Raw genomic sequence first — 22,480 nt, 5'->3', positions numbered from 1 at the left:
TCACCGCAGAGGACGCGAAGGGGACAGAGAGAGGCAGCACGTTCCCTTTGTCCTCTGCGGCAAGGGAATTATTCTTTAAGCAGCTTGCTGGAGGAACTGCTGTTCGATATAGCCCTTGACTCGCTGCCACTCTGCAAAGAGAGACCGCACTGCGCCAGAGGCATCACCCGTGCGCTGTTCCTTACCCGCCTGCTCTACGGCGAAGGCAATCTCGGCGAAGGCGCGTGCACCCACCGACCTTGCGCTGCCCTTAATGGTATGTGCGGCGCGTGCCAGAGCTTCGCTATCACCTGCGTTCAAAGCCTGTTCCACCTGGCTGAGCAGAGGAGGAATAGTGCGCAGGAACTCCTGCAGGAGCTCTGTCGTAAACTCCTCGTCCCCGCCGGTCATCTCGTTGAGAAAGGCGTGGTCTATCGGCGGCAACTCCGCCGCCTCTCCAGACAAATCGGAAACCTTCCATTTCTCAAGCATCCCTTGCAAAACCTCCAACTTGACTGGTTTACTCAAGTAGTCGTCCATACCCGACGTGAGGCATCGTTCCACGTCTTCCTTCATGGCGCTGTTTCTCCGTTTAGGCTATCTTTCGAATTATCGGCAAAGCGGCACCGTACCGCAAGGGTATTCGAAGTCCATCACCCCTCGCCCACAGCGTGGGAGAGGGGCACGGGGTGAGGGCTACTCTTCACCCACCAGACCGAAGTTCTTGACCAGCACACCAAAGTCGAAGAGGCTGACTTCCTCATCGCCGTCGAGGTCCGCATTGGGGTTCCAGTTGCCGTCGCCTGGCATGGAGCCAAACGCTGCCACCAGCTCCCCGAAGTCGAACAGCGTGACCTCGTTGTCCCCGTCGACGTCGCCGTTGGTCAGCGAGACGTCCACTCCGGTCACCTCGGCATCCTCGACGGTAACGCCCGGCACCACTACCCTCAGCCAGTGACTGGCTTTGAAGGCGAGGTCGTACGTGCCCGGTAGCACGGCGGGGATGGAGTAGTTGCCGCTCGCGTCGAGGTTCACCGTTGCCGTGCGCACCACGTTGCCGTTCTGGCGCAGCTCCACCGTGACAGGCACCTGGGTCACGTCCCCGCCGAAGTCGCGCAGTTCGATGTTACCGGAAATCGGCCACACCGCCACCTGCTCGAAATCATCGAGGTAAATCAGATAAGGGCCTTGGGCACCTGCCTCCACCGGCGAGAAGGAGATGTTCTCCAGAGTACCGCGAGGCACGTCCAGCACACCGTTCGCTGTGCCACCCGCAAAGGGCAGCACCGGTTCCACGGGAATGTTAAATACCACCTCCACCCACCGGTCTTTGGCGGTAATCAGCTTGCCAATGGGGCGCACATTGCCTGGGTCTAAGCTCGTGGCGCCAATCCACTCGATGCCGCCACTGATGCCACCGTTTCCACCGATAGGCACGGTGGTATTGGTCTCGCGCACACCCAGCGTGACGTACACGTCCGGGGTTCCGCTCGCCACGTAAATCTTGAAGCGGAGCGCGTGCGCGAAATCGAGCGCAGGGTTCGGCAGGTTGGCGGTGTTGAAGGTGGTCAATCGCAACCACGCGGCTGGTCGGTCTGCGACGAACTGCCAGTTCACCCGCAGCGATTTGGTGCCGCTGTACGCCCGGTCGGTCACCACTTGCGTGGTGTTGACTGAACCGTCAATAAAGCTGCCAGTGGAACCCGAGAAGCTGGGCTGGCGGAACATCACCGAACCGTTTGAGGACGGTGCGGGGAACGCCTCGAAATCGGTGATGGGGAACGTCTGCGCAGCGACTGATGCTGAAAGTAGCCCAAGTAGCAGAGGTACTCCCAGCCCTTTGACGAGTCTCATACCTTCCTTCCTCCTCTCGCAGGCTTTGTGAAATAGATAACCGTTCATATTGTAGCACCGGCGCACAAGAAAAGCAATACCGAATGAGACCTGCACGTTTACAGTACGGTTGTCGACCTGCGCAAACCCCTCAGAGTGCGGCTACATTTCCGGCAGGATTGCGCCTTTCGCGCGGTGAACCTGTCCCGTGCAGGGAGGGAGAGACACCGATGAAGCGTCTGGAAGGTAAAACCGCTGTCGTGACCGGAGCCGCACAGGGACTGGGCGAGGCTATCGCCGTTCGCCTCGCCCGCGAGGGATGCACCGGCGTGACTCTGGCGGACCTGCAGGTGGAGAAAGCGCAGGGCGTCGCACAGCATATCGAGTCCGAGTTCCCCTGGTGCAAAACGCTGGTGGTGAAATGCGACGTGACCAGCGAAGCCGATGTGACCGAGATGGTGCAGCGCCATGTGCAGGCGTTCGGCAAGCTGGACATCATGGTCGCCAACGCGGGCATCCTGATTGCGCACGACATCACCGAGTTTCCTGCCGAGCAGTGGAAAAAGGTGGTGGACGTGAACCTGTACGGTTACTTCCTGTGCGCACGCGAGGCGGCGAAGGTGATGGTGCAGCAGAAGAGCGGCGTCATCATCCAGATCAACTCCAAGTCGGGCAAGAAGGGTTCGTTCCGCAATAGCGCGTATGCGGCCAGCAAGTTCGGGGGCATCGGCTTGACGCAGAGCATTGCGCTGGACCTTGCGCCTTACGGCGTGCGGGTCAACGCCATCTGCCCGGGCAACCTCCTGGATTCTCCCCTGTGGCGCGATAGCCTGTATGAGCAGTACGCCCGCAAGTGGGGGTTGACGGTGGAGCAGGTGCGGCGCAAGTACGAGGACCAGGTTCCTCTGGGACGCGGCTGCACTTACGATGACGTGACGAACCTGCTGGTGTTCCTCGCCTCGGATGAGGCGAGTTACATCACCGGCGAGGCATACAGCGTCACTGGCGGGCAGCTGTAAGAGACAGGATGCTGCGGAGGGTCGCGCTTCATCGCGACCCTCCGGATCGCCTCCCCTCCGTTACTATTGCGGCGTTGCTTCCTCGCCGGGAACGACGACCTCGCAACCGTTTTCCCGCAAATTGTCTGCCACGAGGTTCAGAAAGGCGGCATACACCTGCACTTTGCTCAGCAACAGGTCTACGTCCTCGTTCTGCCAGAACTCACCGTCATCCTGCACGCACAGCCGCAGAAACGGAAAGCGTTTTTTCACCAGCCGGAACAGCCACACATGGCGCAGGTGACACTGCACGAAGTGCGCCTCGGACACGCTATACGCTCCGTGCTCGTTCGGGTCTGCAAAAGCGGACCACGTGTGGGCATACGACGGCTCGATGAGCGCAGCCTCTCGAGGGTAGCGGGCAAAGGCGAAGTAGACCGGACCGCATCCCCTGCCGCACGTCGCATAAAAGCCGATGAGGCGGTTGGGATATACCTCGTAACCTTCGGGAAGTAGCGGACTCTCCTACCGCGCCCCTGTTGCCCGCAGGATGCATCTGTCCGCAATCTCCGCAATCTGGCGTATTCGCTCGTCCACGACGTCTAGCCTCGATGCACTGGCACGCCCGGGCTCCGACTCTTCCAGTTCAGCGACCGCATAGACCAGCTCCATCGCGTCACGGACGGCGTGGGCGTCCACGTCGAAGCCACCTCAAAGCCCAGCCACTGCGCTAGCTCGTGACCGTAATCGGCCACGCACCGGGCGGTTTCGGGGCGGAAGTGACCGGGCAGGGACATATTGGCTGCGAATTCGAAGGGCATCGTTTCGGACCTCCTTTGATGATTGTCAAGGTGCCACCGCGCAGAGGCACAAAAAGACCCCCCTGCGGTGTGCCATTTGCGCCGCGGTTGGGCGTCATTCGAGGTCCGTCACGACTGTTGGATAGGCTTCTCCCTCCGAATCGGTGTGATGGTGAGCCTACAGGCTCTCGCTGAGCCTATAAATTGTCATCCTGTAAATTGTCATTCTGAGCGAAGCGAAGAATCTCTGAAATGCCTCGCCCTGAAGAAGCACCTGATATAGACGACGGGACTTGCCAAAAGGTTTCAATTACCCCAAAACCAAAGCCGCCGGAGGCTTCTCCGGCGGCAACTGCGTTGTCGGGGTCACGTTCCCGCTAGCGTTTGCGCCAGCGTGCCGCCAGCGGCGCAGCCAGCCCCATGCCGAACAGAATCAACGTCGCCGGCTCGGGGATGACGCCCAGCTTGGCGGACTGCCCTCCCGGAGTTCCCTGCACGTGCAACAGGGCATAGTCTCGTTTCGTCGGGTCACCCAAAGGGTGGGAGAGGGCTTTGAAGTGCCCTGGCGTCAGCCCAGTTCCCGTGAGCTTCCACTCAAGAGACTCCCCGCCGATGAGTCGGTCCGGCGGCGGAGCGGTATCAAACTCAATTTTGACGTCGTAGCGGCTACCTGCGTCGGTAACATTGTTCGAGCCACTGGTGACACCGGTGATACTGCCGCCACCCGACACAGACGACGGTACCAGACTTACCGATACGAACGGCTCCACGTTCAGCAGCAGATAGTCTGCGAACGGGGTTTTGCCATCGGGCGAATTCCACAACAGTTTGAGAGTGAGCTTCACCACGTCTGTACTGTCGTGCTCGATTTTGAGATTCGCCTACGGCGCGGGGTCGCTGGGTGGAGTGCCGCTAATCACGCGGATGAAGTTGAACTCCACCGGTTGGATTACCGCTGCATGGGATGGCCGTGCGCTGAACACGAATGTCGCGGTCAGGAGGCATAGCGCCCCCAGCAGGACAAAGCGTCTTGCAAACATCACATTGCGCCTCCTTTTGTCATGGGGTATCACGCGCTGCCGAAGCTGAACACCGCTGCACAAAGCTCCTGATGTCAATCGCACCGCGCCTTCAATAATTATAGACGCAAAATACGTGCCGTACACGCGGTTTTTGGGGGATTCGGCGAAAAATTTTCGAATATTTTTCCGGACGCGCCGGATAGAGTGTCTGATAAACCGCCCCGGCGCTTGCCTCAGCGGCTGCCGAGATATTCTTCCCGTCACCCTGAACGGATAACGAAGCATCCCCGCTGGCTACAGAAGGTGTTTGCAGATTCTTTGCCAGCGCTCAGAACGACAGTGCCCGCATCACCAGCCCGCTGAGCAACTTGGGGTAAAAGTAGGTGGACTTGGGGGGCATCTTCTCGCCTGCCAGCGCCACCTCGCGCACCTCCTGAACGTGGGGCGGGTTCAGCAGGAAAGCCACCGCCGCCTCGCCCTGCAGCACCCACTGGATGGCTTCTGCCTCGTCGCGGGTGTAGCGGATGCCTTCGGCACGCTCCAGGTGGCGTGGGGTGATGCCAAAAAACGGTTCCAGCACCAGAGACTGCAGCAGGGTCACGTCCAGCTGCCGGTAGGTGGCGCTGTGCTCACCGGGAACGAGAGTCTCCCCGGCAACGCCCTCTTTTAACCATGCCACAAACGCCCGTCCCTCCGCCACCACCATCGCGAAACCGCGGCGCGGTCTGCCAGACTGTAGTAGACGCACCACCTCCTGCGCAGGACAGGGTTGCAGGTCAAACCACTGCGCCAGATACTCCGGCAGGCGGCTCAGCACCTGTTCCGAAGCCTGCGGGATCACCCGATGCGTGGGCAAAATCACCACGCCGGGGTCCTCCAGAGGCGTCAGCGCAATCATCAGCCAGTCGTAAGGCTGAGGCTCCGGGGGGTTGCCCTCGGCGGCGCGCCGCTCGCGACGGTACTGCAGGCACGTCTCGTAACGGTGATGCCCGTCGGCAATCCACACCCGGGCTGGGAGGACACGCTCTGCCACCTCTCGCAACGCCACGGCGTCGTCGATCCGGCGCAAGCGGTGCAGTCCGTCCGTGTACTCCACCTCCGCTACCGTCGAGGTGCAACCAGCCAGTGACTCCAGCACGGGGAACAGGTTGCCCTCCACGAGACCGTAGATGGGTTCCAGATTCGCCCGGGTGGCACGCAAAAGGTGCAGGCGGTCTTGCTTGGCTCGCGCCTGCGTGTTTTCGTGGGGCAACACCACGCCCGCCTCGTATTCCTCCAGCGCCATCAGGCACACCAGCGCGAGGCGTCGACAGGTCTCTCCGGTAGCCGGATGGGTGAACACCTGTTCCAGCAGGTACATCGCCGGAAGGGGGTCCGCCTGCAGGATGCCCTTGTTTTGCCACTCGTGCCATAGCCGCGCTGCCTGCTCGTAGCTGTCGGGGAGGGTCAGATGAGTGATATTATAAGGGAACTGCCGGAGCTGCTCCCGCTCCGGCGGGGCAATCACGTCATATGGCGGCGCGACGCACGGCTTCAGTTCGGAACACCCATAGCGCACGCCGCAGAACGGGGCGATGCGCGCCATTCGGTTACAGCAGCGCCTCCAGCTTCTGCACGATGGTCTGCCTGGGCACCACGCCCACAATCATATCCTGCACCTTACCTTCCTTAAAGAACAGCAGGGTAGGGATGCTCTGGATGCCGTAGCGGAGGGCAATCTCCGGCTCCTCGTCCACGTTCACCTTCACCACTTTTGCCCTGCCAGCGTACTCCTGCGCGATGGCGTCTACATGCGGTGCAATCGCCCGACACGGACCGCACCACACCGCCCAGAAATCCACGAGAACGGGCACGTTCGATTGCAGTACCTCCACATCGAACTGGTCTGTCGTGACATGCGTTGCGCTCATTCCATCCTCCTGCGTGAAAGCTCACTTCCTCATTATGGGGGATAAGGAGGCTCTTTGTCAACCAGTGAGCCGCATCCACGCGATCAGCCAGACCATAAACCACAGGGAGCAGACGATTTCCACCATCCCCAGCGCTATCGCCTTGAGACGGTGATTCTGCGGGATAGCCAGAGAGCGTAAGGCGGCGGGCACATACGCCCCTGCCAGCAGGGTTTGCCCGATAGCTGCCAGGGCAACCGGTATGCCCACCGCGTAGGTCACCGCCACCCATTTCATCCGCCGATTGTTGCGCTCGCGAATCACCGACTTGACGTGCAGTGCGGTTCCGAAGAAGTACAGCAGGTTCAGCCCCCAGAGTTCCCATGCCGCCGCATCCCATCGTCCTGTGCCCGCCACATACCCGGCCACCGCCGCCAGATTCAGCCCAGCCATCGCCACCAGGTCGTTAACCAGACTCCGCTCGTTGCGGTGGTGCGCAAACCACGCATTCACGCCAAAACCCAGCAACGCCACCCCGCCCACCGCCAGCAACAGGGGACGCATCCACAAAACGGGCGCGCCAACCGCCGTCGCTGCCAGCCCGTAGCCGAAAGCCCACCGCAGCCAGTATGCCCCCTCGCGCGGGTGGCGTATAGCCTGCAGCACGCAGTAGGAGGCAAGATAGGCAAACAGCACCACGCCTGCCAGCAGCGGTTTGGACGGGTGCCATGGCGTGCCTGCCAGTCCCGCCATCAACGGCGCGAGCCACATCATCCATGCGCCGTGTTCGTGAGGCAGAGCCACTCGTCGCGTACTCATCTCATGGATAATCATACCCGAATATCCTGAATAAATGCAACGCCTGATTTCTCGTATCGTTGCGGGTCAGGTAGAGCAGAAGCCTCTCCGATAGAGTTATTGGGATGAACGCGCAGACCGCCGAAAAAAGAGACAGCGCACAGCCGATTACGATAGGACGCTACCGGCTCTACCACCGCGAAGACGGCACCTTTACCTTAGCCCTGATTGCGGGCAAAACGGAAGAGCCGTTGCTGGGCGTTCACGCCGCTTTGCCCCCCGTGGAACTTCAAACCGCCCGTGAGCGACACGCCCTTTTCGTGCGAAACTGCAGTTGTGCAGAGGGCGAGGTCGTGCTGTGGGACGAACGTCTGATAGATGGCGTGCCGGTGCGCTGGGAAATCCTTGTCCGCGAGGAGGAAGGAGGCAACCTGCACCTGCAGATGCACTTTTTGAGCTATGGCTCCATTGAGGCGGAGGTGCGTTTTTTGTGCGACTTTATTCCGCAAACGCTGAACACAAAGACCTTTCGGTGCCCCTATCCCTCGGCACTGCTGGTCTGCGCGCGAGGCGCGCTCTCGGTGATTACTCTGGAACCGGCAAGCCCTCCCTCGCTACATCTGGAAGGGGATAACCGGCTGGTATGGACGCTTCCTGTCGCTCCTTTGCACCGGCAGACTCTGCGCCTGCACATCCACCATCAGGGGCACACGGAAAAGGAAACGGACCCCGGTCAACACGTGGAATACAGGGCTGCCCTGCTTCCAGCGGAGGCTGGTACCCTGCCACTGATGCAGCTGCGGGCGGCGGCGCAAAGCGCGGTTGCCATCCTGCTGAACCCCGAGCAACGGTGGCACTTCGCGGAGGACCAGGTGGTTCTGCGCGTCTCGCCCAACGACCGCAGGTTCAGCGTGTTCACCCTTGCCGCGGCGAAGGCGCTGATGGACTGGAACCGCTTCTCCGGCGACGAGACGGCGGTGTGGACGGCTCGCCTCGCCATGAACAGCGCGATGGATTTTCAGGTGCTGAACGCCCAGAGCAGCAACAGCGGGGCGTGCTGGGACACCATCGACGAACGCAAGCGAGGCTCCGACATCAGCGGTCAGCGGCGGTTCAGTCTGTACCGTAACGCCCGTGCCATTCAGCAGATGTTGCAGCTGCACCGCGATACGGGTTCCGAGCTGTGCGCGCGCGTGGCGTTGAACGGGGTCTCCTGGCTGCTCCTGAAGCGGGGAGCAACCGGCACTTACGACGGTGCGCTGGTGCAGACCGACGGCACCGTGCAGGGAGGCAGTGGCAGGGGCATCATGGGCGCGATTATCTCTGTGATGTGCGCCGCCTACAGCCTTACCGAAACCGAAGCATACATGCACGCCGCCAACCGCCTGGCCGAGTTTCTGCTGCGCGCTGTCTGCCAGTCGCTGTCTCCCGGGCCGGTGTTGCCCGCCGAGCGATTTCCGAACCTGCGCGACGACGTTTTCGCCGCGGTCAGCGCGATAGAAGGGCTGGCGCGCCTGTATCGGGCGTACCCGCACGAGTCCAGCAGGGAGGGTGCGCTGAGACTGATGCGCTGGCTGAGCCTGTGGCAGTTGACGGCGCAGATGGAGGGCGTCGGAGAAGCGGGCGAGGTGCTGGCGGGAGAGGGTAGCACGGGTGCATCCGTGGACGCCAGCATCGAAGCGGCACGCGGCGCGCTATGGGCTTTCTCGCTGGAGCGGGATGTTCGCTGGTTCGCCAGTGCCACCCGTGCCCTGCACGCGGCGGCAGGCTACCTGCACCCGCTGGAAGGCTTTCCGGAGACGAAGCTCGCCTATCCCGACCACACGCACGCGCTGGCGATGTTCATCCGCACCTACCTGCACTGGCTGTTGTCCATCCCTGCGTTTGCGCCGGAGGTGGAGTGCGACCCCGACCTGCTTGTCTGTCGCACCGGCAGCCGCATCTTCGTGCCGGAGCCAGGTTTGTGGAGGTCTATCCGCGTGCAGGCGCGGGGTCTGGTGGATTGGGTGGCGCTGGTCTGCCCCGCCACGCACGACATCCTGCTGGCTATACTGACCGACGGCAGCAGCGGCGCGGTGCTGGTGGATGCGGGAGAGCACCGACAGATGGCGGCCGACCTCATCGGCGGAGGAACAGGGGCAATATACCCCCTGCACGCCATGCCCGGCATCGGCAGTGTCGGCGTGTACATCCTGCAGGCATAAACAAATTTCGCGTTGTCACCGCACGGCGATTCTGCTATAATTCGGCTTTGGACGAGGAAAGGAGGGCGACGACGAGGTGGACGACCAGCTGCACCTGGGCGAGGACGAAAACACGCTGGCGCTACGCCGTGCGTGGGACCGTGCCATGCACACCCTGGCAAACCGCGTGAACAAGCCCTCTTTCGAATCGTGGTTCAAAAGCATGAAGCCCGTCTCCTTCGACGGGGAACGGGTGACGCTCGGCGCGCCCAGCCCCTTCGCCTGCGAGTGGGTGACCAAACGCTACGGCAACCTGGTGCGCGAGGTGCTCTCCCAGCATCTGGGTAAGGCGATAGAGGTCTTCATCGTCCACCTGCCCCCTGACAAACGTCCGGTGCTCGGCGAAGCGCCCGTAGAGGAGGCGGCACCTGGCACGCAGCCGGTTACCCTCTCACTGGAGCCGGAACCTGTTCCCATTGAGAAACCGGTCTTGAACCCCAAATACACCTTTGAAAACTTCGTGGTGGGCAACTCGAACCGGCTCGCCCAGGCGGGGGCGATGTCGGTGGCGCGCGCGCCGGGGCAGAGCTACAACCCCCTGTTCATCTACGGCGGAGCCGGTCTGGGCAAGACGCATCTGATGCACGCCATCGGGCACTACGTGCTGCAGACGCATCCGCGCCTGCGCGTGGCTTACCTTTCCGGCGAGACCTTTGCCCAACAATACATCACTGCCCTGCGCGAACAGCGTATCGATGCCTTCCGCCAGAAGTACCGCAACGTGGACGTGTGGCTGGTGGACGATATCCAGTTCATCGCGGGCAAGGAACACACTAAAGAGGAGTTCTTCCACACCTTCAACACCCTCTACCAGATGGGCAGGCAGGTGGTGTTCGCCAGCGACCGCCCCCCGCGCGAGTTGCACGCGATGGACGACCGGCTGCGCTCCCGCTTCGAGGCGGGGCTGATCGCGGACATCGCGCCGCCCGAATTTGAAACCCGTGTAGCTATTTTGCAAAAACGTGCACAAATAGAGCGGATTCAGGTTCCCGACCAGGTTATTTACCACATCGCCTACGCGGTGGAGGGCAACGTGCGCACCCTGGAGGGGGTTTTGATTTCCATCGCTGCCCGAGCCTCCGTGCATGGCAAGCCCATCACACTGCAGCTCGCCAGCGAAGTGCTGGCACGCCACTATGTGGACGAGAAGCAGGTGCATACCGTGCCCACCGAGCAGGCAGTGCTGCAGGCGGTGTGCCAGCGGTTCGGACTGACCACGCAGGACATCCTGGGCGACCAGCGCAGCCGCGAGGTGCTGATGGCGCGGCAGATAGCGATGTACCTGCTTCGGGAGAGGGCGCAGCTGCCGCTTCAGCAGATTGGACAGATGTTTGGTAAAAATCACTCTACGGTGCTCCACGCCTATAACCGCGTGAAGACCAGCCTGAACAAGGACAAAGAGCTGACCAGCATCATCTACGATTTGAACACGGTACTCGGTGCTTAAAGACTGGTCATTGTTGAAACATTTGCTGGAAATGTTCAAAACTTTGTTGAAAACTCCTCTGAAATTGTTGAAAACCCGTTTTCATTGTTCAAAACTTTGTGCAAAACTTGCTCACTTGGAGGCTATCTTGCAATGGTATCAACAATGTGTACAGGTTTTCAACAGAGTTTTCAACATTTCATTGTTGAAACATTTGCTATCTAAGTTGAAACCATATAGATTAAAAACGATGATAGAGTGACATTCAATACCTGTCAAGCGACTTATTGGAGGTTAAAATCAACAAAATGTGTTGGCAATGCGGGAAATGCATACCAAGTTTTCAACAATTTCAACAAGTACATTATTAATATAAGGGGAGAGTATGCATTCACATTGTGGAAGACAGGATTCAGTTGCCTGCATTGTCCGGCAGCAGGAGGCTTGCGCCCGAAAGGATAACTATCTCAGTTGAGCAAGGAGGTGAACCCGATGGCAACGATTCATCCCGGATTGCAGGTTACATGGCTGGGACACTCGGGCTTCTTCATCCGAACGCCCGGCGGCACGCACGTTGCTATAGACCCCTGGCTGGGTAACCCGCTTTGCCCCGAATCGGCGAGGCAGCTGCCCAAACTGGACGCGCTGCTCCTGACACACGGACATGGCGACCATATCGGCGATGCCGTTGCTCTAGCCAAACAGTTCCAGCCGCAGGTGGTCGCCATTTACGAGCTCGCCACCTACCTGAGCGCACAGGGCGTGCAGAACACGATTGGTATGAACAAGGGCGGCACGGTCAAGGTGGGCAGCATTCAGGTGACGATGGTACATGCCGTGCACTCCAGTGCTCATGTGGGCGAAAGTGGGCAGATTGTGTATTTGGGCGACCCGGCGGGCTTTGTGGTGAAGTGCGAAGACGGCTTCACTTTTTATCACGCGGGCGACACGGCGGTGTTCAGCGACATGCAGCTCATCGGGCAGATTTACCAGCCAGAGCTGGCTTTCCTGCCCATTGGTGGGCTGTTCACCATGGACCCGCGCGAGGCAGCGGTAGCAGTGCGCTTGCTGGGCGTGAAAAAGGTGATACCCATGCACTACCGCACCTTCCCGCCGTTGTCGGGCACACCGGACGAGTTGCGTGCGCTAACGCGCGACATCGAGGGACTGGAGATTATCGAACTCCAGCCCGGCGTCGCAGTTGAATAAACTACAGCGTGCCGAAGGGCGTCGGATGGCGCAGTTCGGCTTCGGGGCGGGCACGCTCGATGCTGTCCACATAGGCGACGTTCTCGGTGTTGATGACCACCGGTCGCTTGGGTGAGAAGCCTCGCCAAGCCAGTACGGGTCTGTTCTGTGAAAGCTGCTCCTGCCACCACCGTACGGCGGCTTCGAGACTGTCCGCCTCGATAATCACATCTAAATGATGCCCGCTGATAAAATGCACCGTGCTGAAGAACTCCACTTTGCTTTCCCCCTCTACAGATGTTCCCGCAATCCTTTTCGCCGCGCCAGCCCGCAATGCCTGCCTTACAATGAGAACGTGACCACCATGCCGTCGTAGGCGAGCTCCATCCCATGTGGCAGTGAGGCGTTCACCGCATCGTGGTCGTAATCGTGAGAAAGATGCACAAACGCCGCTCGTTGCGGACGCAAACGCCGCACCACGGCTATCGCTTCTTCCAGACAGAAGTGGGTAGGATGCGGCTCGTAACGCACGGCGTCCAGAAATAGCCACTCCAGCCCCTGCAGGCGCGCTTCGGTTTCGGGCGGGATGGTGGAGACGTCTGTAACGTAAGCGAACCCGCCGACGCGAAACGCCAGAATGGGCTGCTGTCCGTGATACACACGCAGCGGCTCGATGCGCGCACCACATAAAGTCCATGCGCTGTGTATGGGCATCAGCTCCAGCTGCGGTTTGCCTCCTGCCGCCGGTGTGGGCAGAAAGATGTAGGCAAACACGCGACGGATGGTATCCAGCACCTCCCGCTCGGCATAGACGGGCATGGCGCGTCCCTGCAGCTCATTGAAGCGGCGGATGTCGTCCAGCCCGAACAGATGGTCGGCATGGGCGTGCGTGTAGAGTACAGCGTCAATCCGCTCTACCCCGAATCGAATGCATTGCAGGCGCAGCTCCGGAGGGGTGTCGACCAGCACGTTGCCCTCCGGCAGCTCCAGCAGGATGCACGGACGCGCCCTCTGGTTGCGCGGGTTGGAAGATTGACATACCGCACAGTCGCACCCAATCATCGGCACGCCATGCGACGTGCCGCTACCCAGCACCAGTACCCTTCCTCTCTCCATAGCAAGCAATATCTTACCTGAGAAGCGACACAAAGTGCGACCATTCCCCACAGACAGTTTTCCACCTTGTAGGTCTGTCCGGTTTGTGATATACTTAGTATAGTTAATAAAGTCACACCGATGAGTGACCTCGAAGGGAGATGTGAACAGATGGTTCGCCTGGGGTTGGACATCGGCTCTGATACGGTCAAGGCTGTGGTTTTCCTTCCGGATGGTTCCCTGCAGCGGTTGCCCATTCGCCGCGTACAGGCACGTCCTCTATCACGCGCTAAAGAGCTGTTCGAAGAGCTGTTGCAAGCCCTTCCGGGTGAAGAGGTGCTTCTTGCGCTAACGGGTTCGGGCGGCGTATCTGTGGCGCAAGCCATTGGTGCGGAGGCTGTCGACGAACCGGTAGCCCTCACGACAGCGGTGAATCGCTTCCTGCCACAGGTGCGCACGTTGATCGAAATGGGCAGAGAGTGTCAGAAGCTGCTGTTGTTCGAGGTGGATGAGAGGTCGGGGAGGCTGATTCTTTCCGATTGCGATATGGGCGACCGGTGTGCGGCGGGCGCAGGCGCGTTTTTGGAGCATATGGCAGCGCGGCTGAACTTCGCCGGCATCGAAGAGTTTGCGCAGGTGGCGTTGCACACCGAGAAACCCGCCTCCCTGTCGGGGCGGTGCAGTGTGTTCACCGAGTCGGACATCGTTCACCTGTATCAGAAGGGCACCCCACGCGAGCGCATCGCCGCAGGCATCCATCAGGCGATATGTCGCAACTTCTGCAACCGCATCGCCCGCAGTAAAGACATTCAGCCAGAAGTGGCGTTCGTCGGAGGGGTATCCCAGAACCCCGCCATGGTGCGCTTCCTGCAGCAGGAGCTGGGCGTAGAGCGGCTGCTGGTTCCCGAATACGCGCGTGAGCTGGGCGCGTTGGGTGCTGCGCTGTGCGCTACGCAGAGGGTGAACCTGCGCGAAGCCGTCCGCCTGCTGGAGGAGCAAGTAGTGCGCCCGGTGACGTACGCCAGTGCAGGCGCGTTGCGTTTCGAACGCTCGGAAGTCCTTCAGCCGGCGGCGCGAGATGGTCTGCACGGCGAGATACCGGTTGCCGCGCTGGGGGTAGACATCGGCTCGGTCTCCACCAAAGCCGCACTGGTCACCGAGCGGGATGGACAAATCGTGGTGCTTGCCAGCTACTACCGTCGTACCGATGGCGACCCGCTGTCCGCCGTGCGGGACACCATCTCGAAGATTCACCGGCAGATTCAGGAAAAAGGCTATCGCATTAGCAAGGTGGTGGCAGCGACTACGGGTTCAGGGCGGTATCTCACGGGCGACTTCATCGGGGCAGACCTGATACGAAACGAAATCACCGCCCAGGCGAGCGGAACCCGCGCCTTCCTGCCCGACATCGATACCATCCTTGAAATCGGCGGGCAGGATTCGAAGTATATCCGCCTGGACGGCGATGTGATTGTGGACTACGAGATGAACAAGGCGTGCGCAGCGGGATGCGGGGCGTTTCTGGAGAAGCAGGCGGCGAAGCTGGGCATCCCCATTCAGGAGTTCGGTGAACGCGCGCTGAAGGCGACGAACCCTCCGCATATGGACTGGACCTGCACCGTGTTCACCGAGAGCGCGATGGTCTACTTCCAGCAGGTAGGCGTGCCGGTGGAAGACCTGTGTGCGGCGGTATGTCTGGCAGCGGTGCATAACTACCTCAGCAAGAACGTGGGGGGCAGACCCATCGGCGAGAGAGTGGCGTTTCAAGGCGCGGTGGCGTTCAACAAAGGCATGGTGGCGGCGTTCGAAACCGTGCTGGGCAAGAAGATACTGGTGCCGCCTTACCCGCACCTGACGGGAGCGATTGGCGTGGCGCGGCTGGCACTGCTGGAGGCTCCTGCCGAGTCGCACTTCCGGGGATTCGAGCAGGTGGCGGAGGGGCGTTATCAGATTGGCTCCTTTGAGTGTCACGCCTGCGCGAACCAGTGCGATGTCATCACCTTCCAGATACCCGGCGGACGCAAGTTCTTTTACAACGACCGTTGCGAGCGGTTCGGCGCAGAGAACCGTACTCGCTCCACGCGCCAGCTGCCCGACCTGTTCGCCGAGCGCGAGCAGATGCTGTTTGGCGTCTACGATAAGAAGGCTCCCGAAGGCGCACCCCGTATCGGCATCCCGCGGGTGGGCATGTTCCACGAGTACTTCCCGCTGTACAAAGCCTTCTTTACCGAGCTGGGCTTCGAGGTGGTGCCATCCGACAAACCCAACCGCTACATCGTGCATCAGGGGCTGGCGACGGCGCACAGTGAGCTTTGCTTTCCCATGAAGGCGGCGCACGGGCACGTACTGAACCTGCTGGCGAAAGGCGTGGACATCCTGTTCGTGCCCGGCGTCATCTCTGCCGAACAGCCCGACCCGCACATCCGCAAATCGCTCACCTGCCCCTACTTGCAGGTTCTGCCTGAACTGCTGGCGACCTACTGCAGGGTCGGCGAGAAGGGCGTGAAGTATCTCGCGCCGCGCCTGCACTTCCAGCGGGGCAAGCGGCACTTGCAGCGGGTGTTCACGCAGGTGGCAAAGGAGCTGGGCAAAAGCGCGAAAGAGGCGCGGCGTGCGCTGGAGGTCGGGCTGGATGTCCTGCAGCGGTTCCGCGAGTGGCAGAAGCAACGTGGGCTGGAGATTCTGGACTCGCTTTCCCCTCAAGAAACGGCGTTCGTGGTGGTGGGCAGGCAGTACGTGCTGTACGACGAGAGCGTGAACACCAACATCGGCAAGAAGATACGCGATATGGGCATCCTGCCCATCCCGCAGGACTTCCTGCCCATCAATGAAGTGCACATCTGCGACTCGTGGCGCGATGTGAACCCGCGCCAGATACAGCGCAAGCTGGCGGTAGCACGCCTTGTGCGCGAGAACCCCAACCTGCGGGCGGTGGTGCTAACCTACTTCGGCTGTGGGCCCGACTCGTTCGCCAACCCCTTTTTCAAGGACGAATTGAACGAGCCATGTTGCATCCTGCAGATCGACGAACACACCGCCGACGCGGGAATCATCACGCGCCTGGAGGCTTTCGCGGACACGGTGCGCTCGCGCAAACAGGTGGTGGAGACGCCCGTGATTCGCACCGCGTCCATCAGCCCACAGAGGGCGCGAGGGCGCAAGGTATGGGTGCCGTACGCTTCAGAGGGGGCGAAGGTCATCGCTGCTGCGCTGCGCGCGTGTGGCGTGGACGCAGAGATTATCCCCCGCTCACCCGACCCCGCGCTGCGCCTGGCGCGAGTGGCGATTACGGAGGACGTCTGCCTGCCCGCCTTCATCACCACCGAGGACATCCTGTATCGCGTGCATCAGCCCGACTTCGACCCCGAGCGCGAGGCGTTCTTCATGGGCAGCAGCGACGGACCCTGCCGCTTCGGGATGTACCATATCCTGCAAAAGCGCATCCTGGAGAAGATGGGATTGCACACGGTGGACATGGTGACGCTGGGCACGGGAGACGAAGAGGACGGCCTGGGCACGCTGTTCGCGATGGTGGTGTGGGACGCTCTGGTGGCGCATGACCTGCTGCAGCGGATGCTCCACCGCACGCGACCCTATTGCCTGAACCCTGCGGATGCAGACGCGATCTACCTGAAGCATCTGGACGCCATCTGCGAGATGCTGCCCGAACACCAGCGGCGCGTGCAGGAAGGCTGGCACGCCATCCGCTCGTTGTTCACCACGAGGCATCTGCAGCCGCTGCAGGAGCTGTTGTCGCAGGCGCGAGAGGAGTTTCAGCAACTGCCCAAGCGCGAGGAGCGGCGACCGCTTATCGGCGTGGTGGGCGAGTTCTATGTGCGCATCCATGAGGGCGCGAACCAGAACGTGATACGCCGCATCGAGGCGCTGGGCGGCGAGGCGTGGCTGGCTCCTGCCACCGAGTTCTTCGCCTATGCCAACTGCATCGGCATGCACAATGAGCGCAACCGCTGGCTGGATACCCTTCGCCGCGAGCATCTGGTGAACTTCCTGGCGGCGTGGGTCAACCACCGTCTGGCAAAGCGCGAGGAGCACACGCTGGCGGAGGTGGTGCAGGAAGTACTGGGAGATTACCCCGACATCAGCGCGGACGAGGTGATTCGGCTGGGCTCGGAGTTTGTGCATCCCGACTTCGGTGGGGAAGCCATCTGCTCGCTGGGCAAGGCGGTGGACTATGCGCGACGGGGACTGGCGGGCATCGTGGCGGTGCGCCCGTTCAACTGTATGCCGGGCAACGTGGTGGCAGCGTTCACGCGCGAGCTGCGCCGTCGCTACGGGAACATCCCCATGCTGAACCTGGACTACGACGGCTTCGTGGACGCCAGCCGCGACATGAAGCTGGCGCACTTCATGTGGCAGGTCAAGCAGAGGTGGGACGGTCACCAGGAGGCGAACTATGCGCTGGTGTCTGCCGAGTCGCGCCCGTTCCAGGGTCGCCATCACTGTGCTTCCGATCGGAGCGAGGGATCTCTTTTGGGGCACTGAGATGCTTCGCTTCCGCTCAGCATGACAAATTGGTGTCGTCATCAGTGTCATTCGGAGCAACGCGAAGAATCTGAGGGAGCGTTGGAGAGCAGCAACGAGATGCTTCGCTTCCGCTCAGCATGACAAATTGGTGTCGTCATCAGTGTCATTCTGAGCAACGCGAAGAATCTCAAACGTCCCCTGCAGACGCGCAGCATGACAGCGAAGTTATCGTCGCTCCCATTTTGAGAGCAGCTCAGCATCCCGATAGCAGATTTCAACAGATTCTTAACATGTCTATAACTTTCCGATAACATCCGCCATGTACAATGAGCGTGAAAACTTCGGCAAGGAGGTCGTTATGAGACGGCACGCTTTCACGCTCATCGAGCTGCTGGTGGTCATCGCGATTATCGCGATACTCGCAGCCATTCTCTTCCCGGTCTTCTCGCAGGCGCGCGACAAGGCGCGACAAGCCAGCTGTTTGAGCAACTTGAAGCAGTTGGGCACTGCGTCGATGATGTATGCGCAGGACTACGACGAGGTGCTTCCGCGAAACGCCTACGCGGACCCGCCCCGCGTGTTGGAAGGTCCGCACTTCGTGAACTGCTCGAGCCCTCGGTGGATGGATGTGCTTCAGCCCTATGTGAAGAACCTGCAGATTTTCAACTGTCCGAGTGACCCGTTCGCGCCCATCAGCGGCACCCTTTGGACTGGTCAGCCCCACACCCTGATGGAGAACCGCCGATACGTCTTCCAGCCCTACTCGCCCGACGGGTCGCAGGTGTTCCGTGAAGCGGACTGCGGAGACCCCTTTGGTACCACGAACATCGGGCGACGGTTCGGAAGCTACGCCATCAACAATATGTATTACGCGAGCAACGACCCGTTCACTCCGCCCAACAACCAACCGATGGCAGCCATCGTCGTGCCCGCCGATACGGTGCTTTACGCGGAAGTGCAGGGTTATGGACAGAGTGCCGACTTCTATCGCGCCAGCCTGGACGACCCACAGCCCACCACACCGCATGAGACCTTCCCGTTCCCCGCGTTGATTAACCGCCGCAACAACGGAGCCATTCTGGGAAGGCACATGAAGTTAACGAACGTGGTTTGGTGTGACGGTCATGCCAAGGCAGTGCGTCTGGATTACCTCGGCGCCAGCCGCACGGTGGTATGGAACGGACGGGAGTATAACAACTTGATGTTCCGGTTCACCATAGAGGAAGATTAGCCATCGTTAAGCCCTCCATGAGTTACCTGTTTAGCCTTTCCCGCGAAGGAAAGGCTTTTTTCTTCTCTGGCGAATGTATCCATGAGTAAACCGGAGAAGATTTTCACCCTTGCTACGACCAGATGAAGAGACAGGAGGCATGAGATGCAAAGGGTCAGAAGATGGACGTTGCTACCGCTCGCGCTGCTGGCGGTTGCCGTATGGGCAAACCCCGGTGTGGACCTGCCTGCGGTTAAGTCCTCAGGCGAAGTGCTGCTGCCCAATGGCTGGCGTATTCAGCCCGCAGGGGAACAGCTGGAGATAGACGTGGGCGCACTGGGCATGGCGCTGTCGCCAAACGGGGCGCGTCTGGCGGTGTTGCACTGCGGCGTGCCCAAACACTCGGTGATGCTTCTAGACGCACCAGGACAGCGCATCCTGCACCAGCTGCCCATCGCGAAGGGCTGGGTGGGCATCTGTTTTAGCAGCGACGGACGTCGGCTCTACGTCTCGGGCGGCTCGGACGACGTGGTGCGGGTGTTCCGGGTGGGTATCGCCCGGCTCAGCGAGGACGGAAACATCCCCGTGAAAGCGGATGGCGAGACAGCCACGCAGTTTGTGGCGCAGGTAGCCACCAGCCCCGACGGCAGGCTATTGTATGCTGCGCTCATGAAAGGCAACGGCGTGGCGGTGATCGACCTGCAAGAGCGCAAGCTACTGCGCAAATTGAGTGTGGAAGGCTCGCCGTATGGGGTTGCCGTTTCGCCCGATGGCAGATTGCTGGCGGTGAGCCGATGGGGAATGGCTTCAGTGCAACTGTTCGATACGAGCACATGGCAAACCATCGCACAAGTCACCACAGGAACCCATCCCAACGAGATGACCTTCAGTCCGGACGGTCAGCGGTTGTATGTGGCGTGCGCCAATAACAACACCGTGACGGTGGTGGACATGGTGCAGCGAAAGGCGGTGGAGCAGGTGAACGTGGCGTTATCGCCCCGCGCACCCGCAGGCTCCACACCCAACAGTGTGGCGCTTTCCCCGGACGGAAAGCGTCTTTACGTGGCGAACGCGGACAACTACAGCGTGGCGGTGGTAGACGTGTCCGGCGAAGAAAGCCGAGTGCTGGGCTTTATTCCGGCGGGATGGTATCCGGCAGCCGTGCGTGTCGCCCCGGACAACAGTATGCTCTACGTGCTGAACTCCAAAGGGTTCACTCCCAAAGCCAATCCGCAGCGCGAGTACATCGGCAGCATCCTGCGGAGCACGGTGCAGTCCGTTCCTGTACCCGACAACGCGACCCTGCGCCGGTACACGCAGCGCGTGCGCGAGCTGATGCCTTACAAGGACAGTCTGCTCACCCGCGCGCCCTCCAAGCTGCCGAAGGTCATCCCTGCAAAGAGAGGAGACCCCAGCCCCATCAAGTACGTCATCTATATCATCAAGGAAAACCGCACCTACGACCAGGTGTTTGGAGACATGAAGGAGGGGAACGGCGACCCCAACCTGTGTATCTTCGGGGAGGAGGTAACCCCGAATCACCACGCGCTCGCAAGGGAATTTGTGCTGCTGGATAACTTCTATGTAGATGCTGAGGTTTCAGCGGATGGGCACAACTGGTCTACCGCCGCCTACGCCACCGACTATGTGGAGAAAATATGGCCCTACGGCTACGGCGGGCACGGGCACGGCTACGATTACGAGGGCACCAACCCCATCGCCTATCCCGATGCAGGCTTCATCTGGGATGCGTGCAAGCGGGCGGGCGTCAGTTATCGCTCCTATGCGGAGTTCGTCACGCAGAGCCCTGATGGCTCGCTGAAAGCGACCGTGCCCTCCTTGGAAGGGCATTTCAGCCCCATCTTCAGCCCGTATAATCTGGACATTCCCGACATGCAGCGCGTGGAACAGTTCCTGACCGAGTTCCGCGAGTATGAGAAGAACGGCGACCTGCCGCGCTTCATCATCATGCGTCTGCCCAACGACCACACCTGGGGCACCCGCCCGGGCAAGCCGACCCCCCGCGCGATGGTCGCCGAGAACGACCTTGCGCTGGGCACGCTGGTGGAGGCGCTGACGCGCAGCCGCTACTGGAAGGAGATGGCAATCTTCGTGCTGGAGGACGACGCGCAAAACGGTCCCGACCATGTGGACGCGCACCGCAGTCCTGCTCTGGTTATCTCGCCGTACGTGAAGCGGCGCAGCGTGGACAGCACCCTCTACACCACCTGCTCCATGTTGCGCACGATGGAGCTGATTCTGGGACTGGAGCCGTTGAGCCAGTACGATGCCGCCGCCACCCCGATGTATCGATGCTTCACCGACAGGCCCGACTTCACCCCGTACAAATGCCGTCCCGCACGCATAGACCTGAACGAAAAGAACCCTGCCAGTGCGTGGGGCTGGCGCGAGTCGCTGGCAATGGATTTAAGCCAGGAGGACCGCGTGGATGACCTGCTATTCAGCGAGATCATCTGGCGATCGGTGAAGGGGGCAGATAACCCGATGCCTGCGCCTGTCAGGAGCATCTTCAGCCAGCCTTCGGTCAGCAGGGAATGATATCGGAGGCAGGCAACTTCCCAGGTAAAGGGCACTGAGCAGAGTCGCTCAGTGCCCACTGTTTCGGGTTCCAGCAGGTTGAAGGGTCACTGCGGTGCTGCATTGCGTCCGGGCAGGCTAGAAGCCTCCCCAGCCGCCTCCCCAACCGCCGCGGTTGAAGCCACCACCGCCCCAGCCGCCACGGTTGAAGCCGCCGCCCCAACCACCGCGGTTGAAGCCGCCGCCCCAACCACCGCGGTTGAAGCCGCCACCGCCCCAGCCGCCGAAACCGCCGCCCCAGCCGCCGAGGCCACCGCCCCAGCCGCCGAAGCCGCCGCCATAGCCGCCCCAGCCGCCGCCAGCCCAGCCGCTGCCGCCCCAGCCGCCGAAGCCGCCGTAGCCGCCGAAGCCGCCGTAGCCGCCGTAACCGCCCCAGCCGCCGTAACCGCCGCCACTATAGGTCCAGCCGGTCTGGTTCAGTGCGATGGCGGTTCCGCCAAGCAGCTGGGCGATAGCCAGCGAGTCCAGGTGCTGCAGCACAATCTTCTCGGTACGAACCTGGGGCTGCGGCTGCTCTTCTATCGTCGGCTCGGCTGTGGTGGTTTCATACGTTTCCACCTTGGGCGTGATGATGTACACGCCGCCGTCCACGCGGTACGTCAATGGCGGGTTGGCCGAGCGCAAAATCGTGCGCAGTGCCGTCTCGAAGGTGACGTCCTTTAGCGAGACGGTGACGTAACCACCCACCACCGACTCGTCCAGCGTGTAGTTGTAGCCGACGGAGCGGAACAGCAACTTCAGAGCGTCGGCAATGCTGGCGGACTCCAGATTCAGCGTGATGCGAGGCGACTCACCGCCCCCTTGCTGACTGTACACCGGGCCTACTGTGCCCAGGACGAGCGCCAGCAACGCCAGAACCCACAGCCACTTCATCCGCATTTGCCTCACCTCCTCTGTCGCGCGCGATAGAGGTTTC

At 61.0% G+C, this 22,480-nt stretch carries 18 protein-coding genes and 1 pseudogene; 7 read left to right on the top strand and 12 right to left on the bottom strand.

What is annotated here, in order from left to right; translation table 11 throughout:
- Nucleotides 1-75 precede the first annotated feature (75 nt).
- Together K6U75_02065 and K6U75_02060 are read right to left on the bottom strand one after the other, a co-directional pair.
- Nucleotides 76-555, bottom strand: coding sequence for an Hpt domain-containing protein (locus K6U75_02065; GenBank protein ID MCL6473829.1), 480 nt, complete (start codon nt 553-555; stop codon nt 76-78).
- A 120-nt stretch (nt 556-675) separates the two neighbouring features.
- On the bottom strand, nt 676-1,833 hold the full coding sequence (locus K6U75_02060; GenBank protein ID MCL6473828.1) for a carboxypeptidase regulatory-like domain-containing protein: 1,158 nt from the start codon (nt 1,831-1,833) through the stop codon (nt 676-678).
- A gap of 209 nt (nt 1,834-2,042) precedes the next feature.
- On the opposite strand from K6U75_02060, the gene srlD reads away from it, so the two are divergent.
- The gene (srlD, locus tag K6U75_02055) at nt 2,043-2,831 is read left to right on the top strand and encodes a sorbitol-6-phosphate dehydrogenase (GenBank protein ID MCL6473827.1); all 789 of its coding nucleotides are present in this window, start codon (nt 2,043-2,045) and stop codon (nt 2,829-2,831) included.
- Between the two features lie 63 nt (nt 2,832-2,894).
- On the opposite strand, the gene K6U75_02050 is transcribed toward srlD, so the two are convergent.
- The 7 genes from K6U75_02050 to K6U75_02020 form a co-directional block, all read right to left on the bottom strand.
- Nucleotides 2,895-3,140, bottom strand: a complete 246-nt coding sequence (locus tag K6U75_02050; GenBank protein ID MCL6473826.1) for a hypothetical protein — start codon at nt 3,138-3,140, stop codon at nt 2,895-2,897.
- A 195-nt stretch (nt 3,141-3,335) separates the two neighbouring features.
- Nucleotides 3,336-3,509 carry a hypothetical protein gene (locus tag K6U75_02045; protein MCL6473825.1) on the bottom strand — a complete coding sequence of 58 codons (174 nt, stop codon included), beginning with the start codon at nt 3,507-3,509 and terminating at the stop codon, nt 3,336-3,338.
- A gap of 478 nt (nt 3,510-3,987) precedes the next feature.
- Complete coding sequence (locus tag K6U75_02040) at nt 3,988-4,458, bottom strand: PEP-CTERM sorting domain-containing protein (GenBank protein MCL6473824.1); 471 nt, start codon at nt 4,456-4,458, stop codon at nt 3,988-3,990.
- 33 nt (nt 4,459-4,491) lie between these two features.
- Entirely contained in the window at nt 4,492-4,650 is a 159-nt protein-coding gene (locus tag K6U75_02035; GenBank protein ID MCL6473823.1) for a hypothetical protein, read from the bottom strand.
- Nucleotides 4,651-4,960: 310 nt separating this feature from the next.
- Complete coding sequence (locus tag K6U75_02030) at nt 4,961-6,217, bottom strand: DUF1015 domain-containing protein (GenBank protein MCL6473822.1); 1,257 nt, start codon at nt 6,215-6,217, stop codon at nt 4,961-4,963.
- A gap of 4 nt (nt 6,218-6,221) precedes the next feature.
- A complete protein-coding gene (gene trxA, locus K6U75_02025; protein ID MCL6473821.1) occupies nt 6,222-6,542 on the bottom strand; it encodes a thioredoxin in 321 nt (106 codons plus the stop codon).
- A gap of 57 nt (nt 6,543-6,599) precedes the next feature.
- Nucleotides 6,600-7,355: a YwiC-like family protein gene (locus tag K6U75_02020; GenBank protein ID MCL6473820.1), complete on the bottom strand. Its 756-nt coding sequence runs from the start codon at nt 7,353-7,355 to the stop codon at nt 6,600-6,602.
- Between the two features lie 89 nt (nt 7,356-7,444).
- Between K6U75_02020 and K6U75_02015 the strand changes: the two genes are divergently transcribed.
- The 3 genes from K6U75_02015 (at nt 7,445) to K6U75_02005 (ending at nt 12,197) form a co-directional block, all read left to right on the top strand.
- Nucleotides 7,445-9,523, top strand: a complete 2,079-nt coding sequence (locus K6U75_02015; GenBank protein MCL6473819.1) for a hypothetical protein — start codon at nt 7,445-7,447, stop codon at nt 9,521-9,523.
- Between the two features lie 76 nt (nt 9,524-9,599).
- Nucleotides 9,600-11,009, top strand: coding sequence for a chromosomal replication initiator protein DnaA (dnaA, locus tag K6U75_02010; protein ID MCL6473818.1), 1,410 nt, complete (start codon nt 9,600-9,602; stop codon nt 11,007-11,009).
- A 471-nt stretch (nt 11,010-11,480) separates the two neighbouring features.
- A complete protein-coding gene (locus K6U75_02005; protein MCL6473817.1) occupies nt 11,481-12,197 on the top strand; it encodes a metal-dependent hydrolase in 717 nt (238 codons plus the stop codon).
- Nucleotide 12,198: 1 nt separating this feature from the next.
- Here the strand turns inward: K6U75_02005 and K6U75_02000 are convergent, their stop codons facing one another.
- Both K6U75_02000 and K6U75_01995 read right to left on the bottom strand, forming a co-directional pair.
- Nucleotides 12,199-12,453 carry a hypothetical protein gene (locus tag K6U75_02000; protein MCL6473816.1) on the bottom strand — a complete coding sequence of 85 codons (255 nt, stop codon included), beginning with the start codon at nt 12,451-12,453 and terminating at the stop codon, nt 12,199-12,201.
- Between the two features lie 65 nt (nt 12,454-12,518).
- Complete coding sequence (locus K6U75_01995; protein MCL6473815.1) at nt 12,519-13,292, bottom strand: MBL fold metallo-hydrolase; 774 nt, start codon at nt 13,290-13,292, stop codon at nt 12,519-12,521.
- Nucleotides 13,293-13,442: 150 nt separating this feature from the next.
- Between K6U75_01995 and K6U75_01990 the strand changes: the two genes are divergently transcribed.
- The 3 genes and pseudogenes from K6U75_01990 to K6U75_01980 all read left to right on the top strand — a co-directional run bounded on the left by K6U75_01990 (nt 13,443) and on the right by K6U75_01980 (nt 21,525).
- Nucleotides 13,443-17,774, top strand: a complete 4,332-nt coding sequence (locus K6U75_01990; protein ID MCL6473814.1) for an acyl-CoA dehydratase activase — start codon at nt 13,443-13,445, stop codon at nt 17,772-17,774.
- A 340-nt stretch (nt 17,775-18,114) separates the two neighbouring features.
- Nucleotides 18,115-18,294: pseudogene (locus tag K6U75_01985) on the top strand (DUF1559 domain-containing protein).
- An 837-nt stretch (nt 18,295-19,131) separates the two neighbouring features.
- Nucleotides 19,132-21,525 carry a beta-propeller fold lactonase family protein gene (locus K6U75_01980; GenBank protein MCL6473813.1) on the top strand — a complete coding sequence of 798 codons (2,394 nt, stop codon included), beginning with the start codon at nt 19,132-19,134 and terminating at the stop codon, nt 21,523-21,525.
- Nucleotides 21,526-21,642: 117 nt separating this feature from the next.
- On the opposite strand, the gene K6U75_01975 is transcribed toward K6U75_01980, so the two are convergent.
- Nucleotides 21,643-22,443 (bottom strand): STN domain-containing protein, encoded by an 801-nt coding sequence (locus K6U75_01975; GenBank protein ID MCL6473812.1) that lies wholly within the window; start codon nt 22,441-22,443, stop codon nt 21,643-21,645.
- Nucleotides 22,444-22,480 lie beyond the last annotated feature (37 nt).

The sequence above is a fragment of the Bacillota bacterium genome, assembly GCA_023511455.1.
In the GTDB taxonomy this organism is placed as follows: domain Bacteria; phylum Armatimonadota; class HRBIN16; order HRBIN16; family HRBIN16; genus HRBIN16.
Note: the sequence above shows the minus strand (reverse complement) of the source record. Positions and strands in the feature narration are given on the sequence as shown.

Coding starts and splice junctions, on each gene's coding strand:
- K6U75_02065 (MCL6473829.1), bottom strand. CDS start 555: ATGAAGGAAGACGTGGAACGATGCCTCACGTCGGGTATGGACGACTAC.
- K6U75_02060 (MCL6473828.1), bottom strand. CDS start 1,833: ATGAGACTCGTCAAAGGGCTGGGAGTACCTCTGCTACTTGGGCTACTT.
- srlD (MCL6473827.1), top strand. CDS start 2,043: ATGAAGCGTCTGGAAGGTAAAACCGCTGTCGTGACCGGAGCCGCACAG.
- K6U75_02035 (MCL6473823.1), bottom strand. CDS start 4,650: ATGTTTGCAAGACGCTTTGTCCTGCTGGGGGCGCTATGCCTCCTGACC.
- K6U75_02030 (MCL6473822.1), bottom strand. CDS start 6,217: ATGGCGCGCATCGCCCCGTTCTGCGGCGTGCGCTATGGGTGTTCCGAA.
- trxA (MCL6473821.1), bottom strand. CDS start 6,542: ATGAGCGCAACGCATGTCACGACAGACCAGTTCGATGTGGAGGTACTG.
- K6U75_02020 (MCL6473820.1), bottom strand. CDS start 7,355: ATGATTATCCATGAGATGAGTACGCGACGAGTGGCTCTGCCTCACGAA.
- K6U75_02015 (MCL6473819.1), top strand. CDS start 7,445: ATGAACGCGCAGACCGCCGAAAAAAGAGACAGCGCACAGCCGATTACG.
- K6U75_02005 (MCL6473817.1), top strand. CDS start 11,481: ATGGCAACGATTCATCCCGGATTGCAGGTTACATGGCTGGGACACTCG.
- K6U75_01995 (MCL6473815.1), bottom strand. CDS start 13,292: ATGGAGAGAGGAAGGGTACTGGTGCTGGGTAGCGGCACGTCGCATGGC.
- K6U75_01990 (MCL6473814.1), top strand. CDS start 13,443: ATGGTTCGCCTGGGGTTGGACATCGGCTCTGATACGGTCAAGGCTGTG.
- K6U75_01980 (MCL6473813.1), top strand. CDS start 19,132: ATGCAAAGGGTCAGAAGATGGACGTTGCTACCGCTCGCGCTGCTGGCG.
- K6U75_01975 (MCL6473812.1), bottom strand. CDS start 22,443: ATGCGGATGAAGTGGCTGTGGGTTCTGGCGTTGCTGGCGCTCGTCCTG.